Here is a 16,115-nt window from a genome sequence, read left to right on the forward strand (position 1 = left end):
CAGTACGTGGTGGTGACGGCTTCCTCTTTTGGAGGAAGCCGATCTTATACGCGCTGCTGCTTGCGTATGCCAGATTTCGCGAAAGGGGGGATCCAATTTAGCGTTCACCCGGAACAGAAATAAGAGTTTAAAGGTTTTGATATTTCTGTACTCGAGAATAAAGAAAAGGAGCTGGCCTTGATGAATTTGAATAAAAACTGGATATCCGGATTTATGGCAGCCGTATTACTAATGGCTCCGGTCTCTGCGGTTCAGGCGAAATCGCTTGTTCCGGATGTGACGGACCTGCAAGCGGCAATTGAAGTCAATCAACCGACGAAAGCTGGTGAACCGGAAGTGGAACAGGCACCACTAGCAAGAGACGAGAATCAAGCAGCAGCATCTTCGGAAGTAGAGGAGACGCAATTCCGCAATCTTGCGGCCGGCCTCCCGTACGAATGGTCTGAAGCTCCGGAAGCTTCGCATCCCGATGACGGATACAAGCTTACAGACGGTAAATACGGCGCATTGGATATGAACGACCCGGCATGGGTAGGGCATCAGCACGGAAAAGCGCGCGAAATCGTATTTGATCTGGGGGAGGAAAAGTCGGTCGGGAAGATAACCGCTCGTTTTCTCCAGGATTATCCGACGAACTCGATCCTCGTGCCGCTGTCGGTATCGATGTATGTCTCTGACGATAAGGAAAATTGGGGGCTGCTTTCACATAACGCTACGCAGCTGCTATGGGGAGCAGGACCGCCCAGACAGGAGACTTTTGAATGGGATGGCAGCCGGGACGGAATCAAAGGCGGGAATACGGATGGCAAGCTGGCTTATGCCCGTTATGTGAAGGTAATCTTTTATATGCATCCTACACAGTGGGAATACATTGACGAAATCGAAATTATGGGTATGGACGGCAAGATTGAAGGGGCGGTAAAGGTTCCTGCCGAGCAGCATCGTTTTTTGGAGCCGGGAGAAGCTACGGCCGGGATCCGGAATCTGAATCTGCTATATAACGGGCAATACGCGAATGGTTTGGGCGATTGGAAGAAGGAACGGATTATCCCTAATATCAGCTATGTAAATAAAGACGGCGAGCCGGTCGATTGGCTTTATGACGGCGTTCTATACCTCGGAATTGCTTCGCCTGCTGGTCGCGATTTCGGTCAGGGACAAACGAACCTGGACGATTGGAAATGGTATTTGGATAAAACATTTGCAGCCACGGGCGATATGCAGCAGTTGAATGAGGCCGCCAAGGAAGTTGGGGCCAAGCTGAAACAGCCCGATCATCAAGTCAAGGTTGTGTTAATGATTCCGAATCCAGGGGAATCCTTAACAGATTTTGGCGACATTGACGGTAGCGGTTCCTTGAATTTCAACGACTCCGTCGTAGGCAAAGAAAAAGCGTCTGAAAACAGAGGAAAAGCGGTGCAGTGGTGGCTGGACCAGACCCAGCAAAGATGGCAGGCTGCCAACTACTCTAATCTTGAGCTTGTCGGCATGTACTGGATGCCGGAACAAATCGACATATCCGAATCAGGACCGGACATAGCTCGCATGGTGTCGGATAAAGTGCACGCCATGAACATGAAGGTTTTCTGGATTCCACACTCATATGCTTACAAAATGTTTATGTGGAAAGACGTAGGGTTCGATGCCGCGGCGCTTCAGCCTAACTATTTCTTCGGCGGAATGGATTCCGACCGTCTGGACGATGCTACAGATACTGCAAAGCGGTACGGAATGGGGAACGAAGTTGAATTTGATGACGGAATGCTGACAGATCCCGTACTTCGTCAGCGTTTTGTCGAATACTTGGACAGCGGCGTCAGATCCGGTCTGATGCAAAATGGCTTCAGAGCTCACTATCAAGGCAATAATGCAGTATACAACTTAGGGGTAAGCAAGGATCCAAGTTTGCGTTTAATGTATGACTGGCTGTATCAGTATTTGAACGGAATGTACGCCACTGACAGCAGTCCGGCGCCGGAGACGATGACGGAGCTTGTACAGCGTTATGTCGAGTCGAACGAAATCAATTCGGCTTTTGGTAATGATTTGACGTATCGATTGCAGACCATCAAGTTTCTTCTGGACGATAACAAGCCGAAGGACGCTGTGACGTATATGCAGGATTTCCTCGCGCACATTCACGACCCGGCCGTCCAAGCGCAAGGGTTGATTTCGGTCCCGGCCGCAACGGTGCTTGATTCCTACGCCCAAGTTCTCATTCAAACCTGGTCTGACGGAGGGGGACTCAGCAATCTGGTTCTTGGCCAAAGCTATACAATTTCACAGCAGCCTAACAGCAACTATCCCGATTCCGGGAACGAACTTACGGACGGCCGATTCGGCGGGACGGATTACCGCACCGAGCAGTGGCAGGCCCATGCGGGAAGCGACTACCCTGACGAACGAAGCCGCACCATCACATTTGATTTGGACGGTAACAAATCGATCGGGGCAATTAGAGCCCATTTTCTTCAGGATAAAGGGCCTGGCATCCAATTTCCTCAGAATGTCACATTTTCTGTTTCATCTGACGGCCAATCCTGGAGCACGCTGGCAACCGTTTCTCCGCCACCGGCACAGGATGCTGCCTCGGCCGAGTTCGTGGGTTGGAGCGGAATAACAGACGGTGTGCCGGGGAAAGCTGGAGCCGATAAAGTGTCTGCCCGCTACGTTAAAGTCGAATTCCCGGTCAATGTTTGGGTCTTCCTGGATGAAATCGAAGTTCTCGGTACGGATGATCAGGCAGGAGGTGAGACGGGTATCGACGGCGCAAGAGCCGTGGTGGATGCCGCTGCGAAGAAATTGACAATCGACGGTCTGGTCGTGAACGGCAGCCAGTCCCAAGTGAATTTGAAAATACTCGATTCGAAAGGGAAAGTTCGCTACGAAGGCCAGACGACCAGTACAGAAACGGGAAGTTTCGAATTCATGATCAAGCTTACCGGCAATTTAAAGGGAACTTGCGACGCCTATCTGTCTATGGAAGGAATGTCGGATCCCGTTAAGATTTCATTCGAGTACAATAAAAAGGACTGATGAGTTATTTCCAGCACGAGCTCAGGTTCCGATGGCATATGTCCTGATTTCCATGATGTGGCTCGTGGCTTTTGCTTTCGAATCGGTCTTGATGACTACATGAGAAATATGTGGCGCATCTCGATATGGCAGGGGAAGAAAACCACCAAATTGACACCATAATTTATTGATTAAGTCTTAGTCCCCATGATGGAAGTCATGGGGATTTTTTTGTTTATACGCAAAAACACTTAAAGATTGACAAAAGATAGTGGATAGTAAACACTTAAGATGACTGAATATCCAAATTGAGGAATGTATTTTAGCAAATATTGACGATTATTAGTGATTTTTAATATTTTTTTACCTAATATCTGAATCTTTTAGAAATCTTTAACGTATTAATACCGATAATATAAATAGATGTCTTTAAATTGGGTTTTAAGTTGGATCATACTCTAAAATCTAGTTATAAAGAACTATTTCGAGAGGAGGTGATAACCGTGACAATTTCTCTGGTAAAAGGTCAAAAAGTTGATTTAACCAAAGGCAACGCTGGACTTTCGAACATCATTGTTGGCTTAGGATGGGATCCAGCCGAGACTAAAGGCAAGGGCTTTTTTGCCCGGAAAAATACAACCGCGAACATCGACTGTGATGCTTCTGCATTGCTGCTCAATGCAAATGGTAAATTGTCGAAAGAGGAAAACGTCATTTGTTTTTATAACACCCAAAGTCCATGCGGTTCCGTTCGACATACAGGAGATAACATTACCGGTGATGGTGACGGAGATGATGAGCAAATTATTGTTGATCTTGCTAAAGTTCCGTCGGACATCGAAAAGATATTAATGGTTGTAAACATATATGATTGTGTATCTCGCAGACAAGATTTTGGGATGATTCAATCAGCATTCATTCGTGTTGTTAACCCTTCGAACAATCAAGAAATCGTACGATTCAATTTAACTGATAGTTATGCCGGGATGACAGCTCTTCTCGTTGGTGAAATTTACCGACACAATGGCGAATGGAAGTTCAATGCCTTAGGTGAAGGAGCACACGCTCCCCACATTAATGATTTAGCCCAGCGGTATACTTAATTTATATCAAGAGGAGTTGTATCTATGTCTATTAGCTTGGAAAAAGGCCAAAAGATCGATCTTACGAAAACTAATCCGGGGCTGACTAAAGTAGTTGTCGGTTTGGGATGGGATACAAATAAATATGATGGAGGCCAAGACTTTGATTTGGATGCCTCTGCATTCTGCCTAAACGCTACGGGAAAAGCTGGTAGCGAAAAAGACTTTATTTTTTATAACAATAAGGAAAACATCAATGGGTCTGTACTACATACCGGTGACAACCTGACTGGTGAAGGCGATGGAGATGATGAACAATTAAAGGTAGACCTTTCTGCTGTACCGGCTGAAGTCGATAAAATCTCCTTTTGCATCACCATTCATGATGCGACTGGACGTAACCAAAACTTTGGACAAGTATCCAATGCCTTCGTTCGCATTGTTAACGAAGATACGAATGTGGAACTCCTTCGTTATGACCTTGGAGAAGACTTTTCCGTAGAAACCGCGATTGTTGTAGGTGAACTGTACCGCAACAATGGTGAGTGGAAATTTAACGCGGTAGGGAGCGGCTACAAGGACGGTTTGTCCGGGCTTGTTCGTGATTTTGGACTTTAACCATTAAAAGCCTTATAAATGGGCCGTCTATCTGACAGGCGGTCCATTTTTATGGGCAAATCACTTTAAGGGGACGATATTTATGGCAGTTAACTTGGCGAAAGGTCAAAAAGTTGACCTGACAAAATCCAATCCGGGCTTGACTAAAGTTATTGTTGGACTGGGGTGGGATACCAATAAATATGATGGAGGGAAAGATTTCGATCTGGATGCAACTGCTTTTTGCCTTAATGAAAATGGTAAGGTAAGCTCAGACGCAGACTTTATGTTCTATAACAACCCATCTAACAGCAATAATTCTATCGTTCTTTCGGGTGATAATAGGACAGGCGAGGGTGCAGGAGACGATGAAACCGTTAAAATCGACCTTGCCAATATACCAGCTGATATAAATAAAATAGCATTTTGTATTACGATTCATGAGGCCCAAGAGAGAAATCAAAACTTTGGACAAGTTGCTAACTCGTATGTGCGTGTTGTAAGTGAAGCTTCTGGAGAAGAACTCATTCGCTATGACCTCGGTGAAGATTACTCTGTGGAAACTGCGGTTGTAGTTGGTGAGCTGTACCGCCATGGTGCCGAATGGAAATTTAGCGCTGTTGGCAGTGGCTTTCAAGATGGATTAGCGGGCCTTTGCCGGGATTTTGGTGTAAGTATCTAATTAACGAGAAAGGAGAAGCGAATAGCATGACGATAAGTTTATCCAAAGGACAACGTATTGATTTAACCAAGACGAACCCAGGTTTGAAAAAAGTACATATTGGCCTTGGTTGGGATATTAATAAGTACAATACTGGTCAAGACTACGATCTGGATGCATCTGCATTTTTGCTTCATGAAGATGGTAGAGCTAAAAGCGCTGATGATTTTGTGTTCTATAACAATCCTAAGACGGCTAATGGTTCTGTTGTTCATACAGGTGATAATCGGACTGGTGAGGGGGAAGGTGATGACGAGCAAATCATTATCGACTTTTCCTTAATTCCGCAACATATTTACCGCATTGGCATCACGGTAACGATACACGATGCAGCATCTCGAAATCAAAATTTTGGTCATGTATCTAATTCCTTTGTTCGTGTACTAGACGCAGAAACGAATAGGGAAATCGCGCGATATGATCTGGGAGAAGACTTTTCTCTGGAAACTGCTGTCGTCATTTGTGAATTATATCGTCATGGTTCCGATTGGAAATTTCAGGCGATCGGGTCGGGGTTCACAGGTGGATTATCTGCGCTTTGCAAAAACTATGGTTTGGATGCCCAGTAACATAACCATTTAGAGCATTTCTGTGTAATCATATTTTCAAATAATGAAAGGTTGATATCCGTGACGGTCTCCCTTGTAAAAGGTCAAAAAGGTGACCTTACTAAAAACAACCCCAACCTGACTAATGTCATCATAGGAATGGGATGGGGTAACAGAAATAGTTCCCTTGATGTTGATTTCTCGGCATTTTTACTAGCACCAAACTCAAAAGTAACCAAAGATGAGGATCTGATATTTTACGGAAATCCGACCAATCATGGTAATTCCATTTCCGTTATATCAAATAGGCAAACCTATTCAGGAATAACGGATCAAGCTCAAGTATCAGTATCACTAAGAAATATTCCATCCCAATACGATCGCATTTCTTTTGCGTTAACCATCTATGATGGCGAAAAAAGAGGGCAGGATTTTTCCCAGGTTGATGATACTTACATTCGTATTATAGATCCTACGAGCGGGAGCGAAATTATTCGCTTTAACATCGGGAAATCTTTTTCTGTAGAAACAGCAATCGTTGTAGGAGAATTGTATAGATACAATGGCGAGTGGAAGTTTAATGCCATAGGTTCTGGTTACTCAGGTGGGTTGGCCGCTTTATGCAGCAGCTACGGCATTGAGGTCAAAGAGCAGCCATCCAACAATTCTACGGACATATCGTCTGAATCGGGCACTCCAGCACCTACACCGGTACCACCTACACCAGTATCACCCACACCCAAACCACCAGTTAACCTTTCAAAGATAGAACTGAAGAAACGCGGAGATGTAATCAACCTTGAAAAGGGCTCCGGTTCTCTAGGTGAAATTCTTGTTAATTTAAATTGGAACCAAAAGAAACAGAAGGGGTTTTTCGGAAATAAGGGGGTAGACCTTGACTTAGGCTGCTTATTCGAGCTTAAGGATGGTAGCAAGAGTGTAATTCAGGCATTAGGGAATCGCTTTGGTTCTCTGAATCGCTCGCCCTACATTTCCCTTGATGGGGACGATCGAACGGGAACGGTTGTCGGAGGTGAGAACCTTAGAATTAACGGCCATCATATTTCCGAAATTAAAAGGGTCCTTGTGTTTGCCTTTATATACGAGGGTGTAACGAACTGGTCAGAAGCCGATGGAGTCGTAACGATAACGCAAAAAGGCGGACCAGATATCGTTGTTCGTATGGACGAGCATAACAACCGAAAGGGTATGTGCGCAATTGCGATGATTCGTAACGTGAAAGACCAAACTTTCAGCATTGAAAGACTTGTGGAGTATTTCTCTGGGCATCAAGAGTTAGATCGGGCATATGGTTGGGGAATGAGATGGACTACAGGGTCTAAATAATTTTAATTTCTATGGGGGAATCTCAAGCACATGTCCGACTTCATTAGTAGTTTTGTTGATAACTTTATGGCCTTTTTTGATTGGAATAACCTCACCAGTCTCCTATCAGATCCAGTCACATGGGGAATTATTGCTTCGCTCGTTCTTCTTGAAGGGCTATTATCAGCAGATAATGCGCTAGTACTTGCGGTACTGGTCAAGCACTTGCCTAAAGAACAACAGAAGAAAGCATTACTTTACGGTATCATTGGTGCCTATGTATTTCGCTTTATAGCTATCGGTGTGGGTACTTTTCTTGTCAAGATTACCTGGGTTAAAGTTGCCGGAGGTTTATATCTCCTGTGGATCGCCTGCAGCAATTTGTTTGATCTGCAGGTGAAGTGGATCCGTGCAGGCAAAATTCCTGTAATCCCCTACATTGGTAAAAAGGTAGATGACGAGGGTGAAATAGAAGGAAAAGGTTTGAGTTTCTGGCGTACGGTTATTACCGTTGAGTTGATGGACATTGCGTTTAGTATCGACTCTGTCATCGCAGCATTTGGTGTAAGCGAACAAGTATGGGTCCTGTTCCTGGGAGGTATCCTCGGGGTTCTCATGATGAGGGGAGTCGCGCAAGTTTTCCTAAAACTTATTGACCGTTTTCCTGAACTTGAGAAGGCAGCATTTATTCTAATTATTATTATCGGAGGAAAAATGCTTGCTGCTGTAGTTGGATTCCATATGAGTCATGTCCTATTCTTTGGACTATTAATTGCAGTTTTTGTTGGGACGATGATTCTCAGTTCTATTCGCAAAAAATCAGAAAAATCGAACGTGGAGTCCATGTAATAACACATGAGAAATGTATTTGGATTTAAGTGCCTTAGCCTAAAAATAAATATCCCTCCTCATATATCAAGGGAGGGATATTTTTTAACCTTCGAAAATTAGCAGATGAATAATTTGCTCAATCATAGATTTATAGGCTTATGAAGGAGGTAAATGTGGTGCGCTATTTCAATTATTTACAGGGTAACGAAGACTTTTTCTTTCAAAGTCCACAGCCATTTACCAACAAGTCTAGTAAAGAAATTATTGCTCATGCTGTAGGCGCAGCACTATACATGCCTGCAACAAGACCGAACATCGCAAACGAACTGGTGTCGGGTAAGATTCAGGGGTTAGTTACGGCTGTTATTGATCTGGAAGATGCAGTGGGCGATAACCAGCTGGAAGTAGCCGAGAAAAACCTATGCGTTCAATTGTACAGGATCTCTACGTTAAAGAAACAGGGGGTGGTCACAGAGGAAGACATCCCTCTTATTTTCGTCAGGGTCCGTACCCCAGAACAAATGAAGAGGATTATAACTGTTTTGGAAGAGACAATTGAAGTCATAACGGGATTTACTCTTCCTAAGTTTTCGTTAGCTAATGGACAGCAATTCTTGAATTTATTACACGAGTATAACCAGAGTAAGAGTGACTGCGCCCCAACTGTATACGCAATGCCAATCTTGGAGACGAGTGATGTCATTTATCGCGAATCTCGAATGCGGACGCTACTGGACATCAAAGACCTGCTGAACTGTTATAAAGAATACGTTTTGAACGTTCGAATTGGGGCTACGGATTTTTCCAGTCTATTTGGACTAAGGCGAAACCCGGACATGACCATATACGATATTGGAGTTATACGTGACTGTATTGCAGACATTATAAACGTTTTCGGAAGATTTGATGATCCGTATGTGATCTCAGGGCCTGTATGGGAGTATTTTAAGAGCGACCGTGTGCTTAAACCCCAGTTAAGACAGACGCCTTTTGAAGAAGCAGCAGGTAAGCAAGGACGCCTTATTCGAATGGATTATATAAATATGTATGTAGATGGACTGATTCGCGAAACTGTTCTGGACAAGGAAAATGGGATCATAGGAAAAACGATTATTCATCCGTCTCATTTGTTACCAGTTCAGTCTATGTACGTGGTTACGCATGAAGAATATATAGACGCTACGAATATCATTGCCAATAACAATGGTTCTTTCGGGGTTTTAAAGAGCCAATATGAGAATAAAATGATCGAAATCAAACCACATTTGAACTGGGCAAAACGGATTATATTACGATCTCAAATTTATGGGGTGTTACATGAAAACCAAAACTATACAACACTACTCATCGAAACTAGAGGTATCGAACAGGTACACGTATAAAGTCCTCGGCGACCTGGAGGTTCATATTGAAGTCTTGGATAATCCCTTCGGATTACCGCTCGAGTCATTATTTCGGATGGCTGCCAGAATCAACAAAAAAAGAAGCTTTTTGTTTGTAAGCAAATTGTTGGGAAAGCATATTCCTGTCATTCCGGAGGTCTCTTTGCTTGGCGGAGCTGCATTGGCACTGCTTTATCAGATGCATGCTAATGGAAAGTTAACGCTCGATATTCATGACATTATGCGTGCCCTTGTAGATCTTAACTCTGCAGGTGAAACATATAAGTATATGAAGTCCAACCTGCTTGAACTATCGGAGCCAACGTTATTTATAGGCTTTGCTGAAACTGCAACAGCCTTAGGGCATAGTATGTATGATGTTTTTAATGGACCAACGAAGTACATTCACACTACAAGGGATGAAATTGTCGGAACCAAGCCGCTTCTTACTTTTGAGGAAGAGCATTCACATGCTACTGCACATCGGTGTTATTCGTCTGATCCGGAGTTTTTTCATGGAGATACACCGGTAGTATTAGTTGATGATGAGATTACAACAGGGAGAACAGCGTTAAACATCATAAGGGACCTACAGCAAAAACATCCAAGAACTCGTTATGTTGTTGCCAGTCTATTGGATTGGCGTTCTAATGAAGATATTAATCGCTTTGCTGCGATGGAAAGGGAGCTGGGTATCTCCATACACTGTTTGTCTCTTCTAAAGGGTCGAATAAAAGTGGAGGGTGCTGCTCCGGAAGTTCACGGGGTAGACAGTTTATCTTTGATTCCGACACACAAGGTACAGGTGCAGCATCACTATATAGGACATGCTTTCAGTGATATTCCAATGTCTTCCATTAACTCATTGAGAGAACAGAATGATAAGCCTTACTTGGAACTAACCGGTAGATTTGGTTTGCGGAGTTCAGACAATAAAGTACTGGATCACATGATTTCTTCAGCGGCTTCATTATTAAAGAACCACAGAGTAGGAAAAAGAACCTTGTGTATGGGTACAGGTGAATTTATGTACATACCGATGAGGATCGCGTCTGAAATGGGACAAGGAATTCTCTATCAGTCGAGCACGAGAAGCCCTATACATCCCAGTAGAGAAGCAACTTATGGAATCCAGAATGCTTATTCTTTTCATTCCCCTGAGGATCGTAATGTAGATTACTACTTCTACAACATAGCTGATGGGCAGTATGATGAAATTTTTGTATTCGTAGAGCGGTCAGACGAATCAAGCCTAGATACTTACTTAAATGCCATAAGACTGACCGAAATTCCTGTTATCCATGTTGTGCATTTTAATGTTAATAACCAGGATGCTGCCCATAATGTTCTTCTGGAGGTTGAAACATGACTGTTATAAACAGGATAATTCCAGCTCCTGCTCCTCTTGGCAGTTATAAGAATGAAGATGTTGTATTTCTATTAAAGGATTTAAGCGATATCCCCCTTGAAAAAGGGAATGAGGACCGTGAGGTGGCGATTCAATCGGGCACTCATTATTCGGAGATGTTACCTGTAGAATATCAGCCGACTGATGAATATATACAGCTGTTTCACTCTACATTAGCTGCGTCAGCCCAAAAAGTAGCTGCAGCAGCAGCTGTCACAGCCGAGCTGATCGTCCGAAAAAGAGGGTTCAATACAATTATCGCTTCATTAGCAAGAGCAGGAACACCAGTTGGAATCCTCATTAAACGATATATTAAGATGGTATATAACCATGATCTTCCGCACTACAGCATATCTATCATTCGAGGTCGAGGAATTGATGAGAATGCGTTGTTGTTCATGCTTCAGAACCATTCCGGTTTAGATATTCAATTTGTAGACGGGTGGACCGGAAAAGGAGCAATCCGAAACGTACTGATTGAAGCTTGCAACTTATTTGAAGACAAGTATGGAATCACACTTAGTGATGATCTGGCTGTCTTGGCAGATCCGGGCTGCTGTTCGACTACCTTTGGCACGCGTGAAGATTTCCTTATTCCCAGCGCGTGTCTGAATTCTACCGTATCCGGATTAATGAGCAGAACGGTGCTTCACAAAGATCTTATAGGTCCGAATGAATTTCATGGAGCAAAATATTATAAAGAATGGTTGCCAAACGACGTATCTAATTTGTTTGTAGACCATATCTCCAATCAATTTAAGAACGTCATCGCACAGGCAAAAGCAGAAGCAGATACCCTGATTAGAAACCCTTCTCATAATATAGCCACCTGGCAAGGTATGAAGGATATCCGAAGAATACAGGAGGAGTTTGGTATTGAGAATGTTGATCTGGTGAAGCCGGGGATTGGTGAAACAACCAGAGTTCTTTTGCGTCGAGTTCCCTGGAAGATTCTTGTGAACCGTTTAGACAATCCTAACCTTAAACATATTCTACTTTTAGCCAAAGAACGCAATGTTCCTGTTGAGATGTATCCTGAACTTACTTATTCTTGCTGCGGAATTATTAAGCCGTTAAAAGGCGGTGAACCAGTATGATATTTGCCAGTGATTTAGACCATACCCTCATTTATTCCAAGAGATCTATGGGGGATGAGCATAGAAATTCAGAGCTTATTCCTGTGGAACTTCACAATAATGAATATAGATCGTTTATGACCCAAAATACCTTATCGCTGCTGCAACAGGTAATGCAAGTTTCAACATTCGTACCGGTCACGACTCGAACCGTAGAACAATATAAACGGGTGTTCCATATTTCTGAAAATTTGAAAACTAAATATGCTGTGACAAGTAACGGCGGTAACATTTTGATAGATGGTATGCCAGATCCAATATGGGCCAAGAGGATAAAGGCAGCATCGGACCGTTGTCTTGATCCTGCTGAAATCAATAAATTGTTTGAAGAAATTTCATCGCCGGAGTGGGTACTTCGGGGGTATCTTGCAGATGGCTTGTTCTTCACCTATATGATCGATCAAACGAAAATTCCAGTTGATATAGTAGAAAATTTCAGGATTAAACTGGCTTGCCTAGGATGGAGTCTTTCAATTCAAGGTCGAAAGCTGTATCTTATCCCAACAGAAATAAACAAAGGGAACGCTGTTAAATATCTTAAAGAAGTGTTATCGTGCTCATTCGTGGCTGCCTCGGGAGACTCTTTACTGGATGAGAGCCTATTAATGGCTGCTGATTTTGCGGTGGCCCCCTCTCATGGTGAATTGTTCAGTACGTATAAAAATAGCGGAGCGTATAACTTCACAAAGGCAGTGGGTATAGTGGCAGCCGAAGAAATTCTGAAATCGGTTTTGGATGCTTTTAAATTACGACAAGTCACGTCAGCTTAAATCATATTCGTGAAAGAGGGAAGATATGTGATCAAGAATATATGGTTTAATCGGACATTCTCAACAGCGAGTCATTATGTTGAAATGATTCGTAACAATCCAGATCGAAATGACTTCAACATTTTCGCTACTCATCCAAAACGTCACTCATTAATGCTTCAAGTTGCTGACTATGCTGAACTTGAGCCGATATTACAACTCGATGAATACCCTGCTTACTGTTTAGATTTCTGTAAAAGGCATAAAATCGATATTTTCATTCCTCATTACGGATTGAATGAGATTGTAAAATTTAGAACACAGTTCGAGGAAATCGGGACAAAAGTAATGCTAGCTGGGGATGAGAATCTATTATCACTTGTTGATGATAAAGGCATGCTGTTTGAAACCTTGAAAAATGTTTCGGGCCTTCATATTCCAGATTATTACGTTGTACAAACATTGAATGAATTTATGGAAGCATACACAAGTTTAGCTGACAAAGGTCACCGGGTCTGTATTAAGCCTGTTTCAGGGGAAGGAGGAGCAGGCTTCAGGATTGTGACGGAGGATCGGAAATCAATTTCCAGCTTATACCGATCTGTAGATTCTTCGATACATCTTGATGAAATCATTAGGTTGCTTGGCAGTGAACCGAGATTTCAAAGATTAATGGTGATGGAGTATATGCAAGGGAACGAGTATAGCGTCGATTGTTTAGGAACCCCTAACGGAATTGCGGCCGCAATTCCACGTAAAAAAGTAGAGGGGCGTATACGGGCCTTGGAATGTAATGACGAGTTAATATCCATGGCTCATTCTATTCATAAGGAATTGCCACTGCAGTATAATTTCAATATACAATTTATCTATCAAGGAAGTACACCGAAACTATTAGAAATTAATCCTCGTACATCCGGAGGGTTATATACAACATGCCTATCGGGAATAAATTTTCCGTATCTTGCCGTTAAACTTATACTTGATCAGGAGATCGAAATACCTGTTCCAAAGTATAATATTTATGCAACTCACATAGAAAAAGAAGTGCTGTTAAGCCGGCAATTTTAATAGTTTCATCTTGTATCTTTATATTGGGACGCTCCATTGAGAGCGTTTTTTCTATAGTTCTCCAAGAATTGACAGGCTGTTGCTTAGGACTTAAGATACATATATTGATAGGCGAAGAAAAGTAAGGAAGTGTAAGGAGTGTTGTGAATGTAAGGGCTCCTTGTCCTGAAAACACTGCTTGTCTACTAACTATGATCTATCCATATGTTAATGCTAACAGATTGGAGGTTTACCCACATGACTCGATATAAAGCTGCTGCAGGGATATCTCTGCTTGGATTCATCGTATCTTTGTTTACATCCAAATTTTTACCGGAGTTAATCAACTTACTAATACCCACATTATTTGCAATGGCAGCAATTGCCCTTTTAAGCCGGTTTTCTACTCCAAAGATAAAGGGCCCTGTTGTTCCTCAGACAGAGTCTATGGAGCAATCTAGGGCTGTTCCTGACCGTTTAGAAGAGAAAGTGCAAGTACAGCCTGATGTTGAGGAGAAAGGTTCCGAGATAAACGATCCTTTTTGGGGACCTGTTATCGAATATATTCAGGTTACCGAAGATATGGTTATATCAGAAGGACAAAAAAATAATCTTGATGATGAGATTGTCGAAAAAACACTAAGTGTACTAGCGAGAGTAAACCGATTAATACCTCAGTTGAAGACATTACAGGATGGTAATATTAATCACAATATTCAAAGACTCATTTTCAAGGATTTAAATGGAGCTATAAACCCATTCTTAAACTTAAGCGGTGAAGCCAAGCGTCAAAACCGCAGATTATTGTTGAACGGCTTGAAGGATATTAACACAAAACTCTCGATGTATGTAGAAACTATTGAACATAAAGATCTTATCGAATTACAGACCAGAGTGGATCTGATTCAACAAAGATATCGTTCTGTTTAATTAAGAAACCGTGAAGAATAACAATATACTATAATGGGAGGACATATTCATGTCTACAATACAAATGGTGCAATTAAAAGAGACGGACATCACCAAAGTAGAGCAAGAAGCACAGCAGCTCATCCAACGTGTTGCGTCTACGGATTCGATGGAACTTGAAACTTTAATGGACAACATCGGACGAATGGGACAAAAGACCATGGAACAGGCGAGCCAATCACTCGGCATGTTACAGCGTCCGGTAAATGAAATGATGTCGGGTAAAAGATCCGAAGTTTCCAATAATATATTAAAACTTAGATCAGAGATCGACTCACTCAGCAAAAGCAAGCAACTCGGTTTTTTTGATAAGCTGTTGAAGAAAACGCCACTAAAAAATTACATATATAAGTACCAATCTGTTAAAACAAATGTCGATGCGATTGTTCAGTCTTTAAGAAATGGTAAAGAAACATTAGAAGAAAATATTGTTTATATGAAAAATCTCAAACGTTCATCTCTGGAATCTGTATATAATTTGCAAATCCGTATTGCAATGGGGCATAAACTAAAAGAGCTATTTGAGCTTGAAATTGCAAAGCCGGATAATGCAAATCGGAAAACCCATTTGGAGCGTGGTTTGCGAAAAGTGGTAACCCGAATACAGTCCTTTGAAGAAATGGTTATGCTCTATCAACAAGCAATCGCTGGAACAGATATTATTAACGATAACAATGATAAGCTTATTGACTCGGTTGAATCGACAATTGATAAGACCCAGCATTTAATTTCCGTATCGGCAATGATAACTATGGCTCTTCAGGATCAGTTAGACACGATCGATGCGGTAAACTCTGCAAATTCGACACTTCAGAATATGTTTGAAGAGAATTCACGCATGCTGAAGGAGACAACCCAGAAAACCAATGACCTGCTAGGAAAACCTGCTATTCAATTGGAATCAATTGATCGAGCAATGACGGATTTATTCACCGCAATTGATCTGTATGAACAATCCAATCGCTCTATCATTCAATCAGCGTCAGAGCATACAAAGCGTTTAAGCGAGATTAACGGCAAGATGCACGATCGTTTGGGTTTAATGCCTGGAAATAAGCCGAATCAACAACTGGAGCCGAAAACAAGCGAAGCAGTGAGCAGCAGTTTTCTGGATTAATTGTTCATGAGAGGTGCCTTTGGGCACTTCTTTTTTGCAAGACTCAGGCTGTAAAAGTATTTATATTAACATAACGGAACAGCCCTCTTCATACACTATTAAAAAAATGAAGAGAGGCTCAAATATGTGGGGACCCATCGTTTGCGGAATATTAATCGTTGTGTTTATCATTGTGGCCAGTTTA

General features: G+C 42.3%; 14 protein-coding genes. All 14 read left to right on the forward strand.

Annotation, left to right across the window (positions count from 1 at the left end):
* The first annotated feature begins 180 nt into the window (after positions 1 to 180).
* Positions 181 to 3,036, forward strand: a complete 2,856-nt coding sequence (locus tag NYE54_RS01950; protein WP_339269622.1) for a DUF4855 domain-containing protein — start codon at positions 181 to 183, stop codon at positions 3,034 to 3,036.
* Positions 3,037 to 3,518: 482 nt separating this feature from the next.
* The gene (locus NYE54_RS01955; RefSeq protein ID WP_339269624.1) at positions 3,519 to 4,118 is read left to right on the forward strand and encodes a TerD family protein; all 600 of its coding nucleotides are present in this window, start codon (positions 3,519 to 3,521) and stop codon (positions 4,116 to 4,118) included.
* Between the two features lie 24 nt (positions 4,119 to 4,142).
* The gene (locus NYE54_RS01960; RefSeq protein WP_339269626.1) at positions 4,143 to 4,715 is read left to right on the forward strand and encodes a TerD family protein; all 573 of its coding nucleotides are present in this window, start codon (positions 4,143 to 4,145) and stop codon (positions 4,713 to 4,715) included.
* 82 nt (positions 4,716 to 4,797) lie between these two features.
* Positions 4,798 to 5,376 (forward strand): TerD family protein, encoded by a 579-nt coding sequence (locus NYE54_RS01965; RefSeq protein ID WP_339269628.1) that lies wholly within the window; start codon positions 4,798 to 4,800, stop codon positions 5,374 to 5,376.
* Positions 5,377 to 5,402: 26 nt separating this feature from the next.
* Entirely contained in the window at positions 5,403 to 5,984 is a 582-nt protein-coding gene (locus NYE54_RS01970; protein WP_339269630.1) for a TerD family protein, read from the forward strand.
* A 60-nt stretch (positions 5,985 to 6,044) separates the two neighbouring features.
* The gene (locus NYE54_RS01975) at positions 6,045 to 7,310 is read left to right on the forward strand and encodes a TerD family protein (protein ID WP_339269632.1); all 1,266 of its coding nucleotides are present in this window, start codon (positions 6,045 to 6,047) and stop codon (positions 7,308 to 7,310) included.
* 30 nt (positions 7,311 to 7,340) lie between these two features.
* Positions 7,341 to 8,138: a TerC family protein gene (locus NYE54_RS01980; RefSeq protein WP_339269634.1), complete on the forward strand. Its 798-nt coding sequence runs from the start codon at positions 7,341 to 7,343 to the stop codon at positions 8,136 to 8,138.
* 275 nt (positions 8,139 to 8,413) lie between these two features.
* Complete coding sequence (locus NYE54_RS01985) at positions 8,414 to 9,502, forward strand: HpcH/HpaI aldolase/citrate lyase family protein (protein WP_339273365.1); 1,089 nt, start codon at positions 8,414 to 8,416, stop codon at positions 9,500 to 9,502.
* The gene (locus NYE54_RS01990) at positions 9,438 to 10,871 is read left to right on the forward strand and encodes a phosphoribosyltransferase family protein (protein ID WP_339269636.1); all 1,434 of its coding nucleotides are present in this window, start codon (positions 9,438 to 9,440) and stop codon (positions 10,869 to 10,871) included. Before NYE54_RS01985 ends, NYE54_RS01990 begins: the two co-directional genes overlap by 65 nt.
* Positions 10,868 to 12,007 (forward strand): cysteine protease StiP family protein, encoded by a 1,140-nt coding sequence (locus NYE54_RS01995; protein WP_339269638.1) that lies wholly within the window; start codon positions 10,868 to 10,870, stop codon positions 12,005 to 12,007. Before NYE54_RS01990 ends, NYE54_RS01995 begins: the two co-directional genes overlap by 4 nt.
* Positions 12,004 to 12,816 (forward strand): HAD family hydrolase, encoded by an 813-nt coding sequence (locus NYE54_RS02000; protein WP_339269640.1) that lies wholly within the window; start codon positions 12,004 to 12,006, stop codon positions 12,814 to 12,816. Before NYE54_RS01995 ends, NYE54_RS02000 begins: the two co-directional genes overlap by 4 nt.
* A 27-nt stretch (positions 12,817 to 12,843) precedes the next feature.
* A complete protein-coding gene (locus NYE54_RS02005; RefSeq protein ID WP_339269642.1) occupies positions 12,844 to 13,866 on the forward strand; it encodes an ATP-grasp domain-containing protein in 1,023 nt (340 codons plus the stop codon).
* Positions 13,867 to 14,103: 237 nt separating this feature from the next.
* Positions 14,104 to 14,775: a hypothetical protein gene (locus NYE54_RS02010; RefSeq protein WP_339269644.1), complete on the forward strand. Its 672-nt coding sequence runs from the start codon at positions 14,104 to 14,106 to the stop codon at positions 14,773 to 14,775.
* A 49-nt stretch (positions 14,776 to 14,824) separates the two neighbouring features.
* On the forward strand, positions 14,825 to 15,931 hold the full coding sequence (locus tag NYE54_RS02015; RefSeq protein ID WP_339269646.1) for a toxic anion resistance protein: 1,107 nt from the start codon (positions 14,825 to 14,827) through the stop codon (positions 15,929 to 15,931).
* The last annotated feature ends 184 nt before the right edge of the window (positions 15,932 to 16,115 follow it).

The sequence above is a fragment of the Paenibacillus sp. FSL K6-1330 genome (genome assembly GCF_037976825.1).
Taxonomy (GTDB): domain Bacteria; phylum Bacillota; class Bacilli; order Paenibacillales; family Paenibacillaceae; genus Paenibacillus_AQ.

Coding starts and splice junctions, on each gene's coding strand:
- NYE54_RS01950 (WP_339269622.1), top strand. CDS start 181: ATGAATTTGAATAAAAACTGGATATCCGGATTTATGGCAGCCGTATTA.
- NYE54_RS01960 (WP_339269626.1), top strand. CDS start 4,143: ATGTCTATTAGCTTGGAAAAAGGCCAAAAGATCGATCTTACGAAAACT.
- NYE54_RS01965 (WP_339269628.1), top strand. CDS start 4,798: ATGGCAGTTAACTTGGCGAAAGGTCAAAAAGTTGACCTGACAAAATCC.
- NYE54_RS01970 (WP_339269630.1), top strand. CDS start 5,403: ATGACGATAAGTTTATCCAAAGGACAACGTATTGATTTAACCAAGACG.
- NYE54_RS01980 (WP_339269634.1), top strand. CDS start 7,341: ATGTCCGACTTCATTAGTAGTTTTGTTGATAACTTTATGGCCTTTTTT.
- NYE54_RS01985 (WP_339273365.1), top strand. CDS start 8,414: ATGCCTGCAACAAGACCGAACATCGCAAACGAACTGGTGTCGGGTAAG.
- NYE54_RS01990 (WP_339269636.1), top strand. CDS start 9,438: ATGAAAACCAAAACTATACAACACTACTCATCGAAACTAGAGGTATCG.
- NYE54_RS01995 (WP_339269638.1), top strand. CDS start 10,868: ATGACTGTTATAAACAGGATAATTCCAGCTCCTGCTCCTCTTGGCAGT.
- NYE54_RS02000 (WP_339269640.1), top strand. CDS start 12,004: ATGATATTTGCCAGTGATTTAGACCATACCCTCATTTATTCCAAGAGA.
- NYE54_RS02010 (WP_339269644.1), top strand. CDS start 14,104: ATGACTCGATATAAAGCTGCTGCAGGGATATCTCTGCTTGGATTCATC.
- NYE54_RS02015 (WP_339269646.1), top strand. CDS start 14,825: ATGTCTACAATACAAATGGTGCAATTAAAAGAGACGGACATCACCAAA.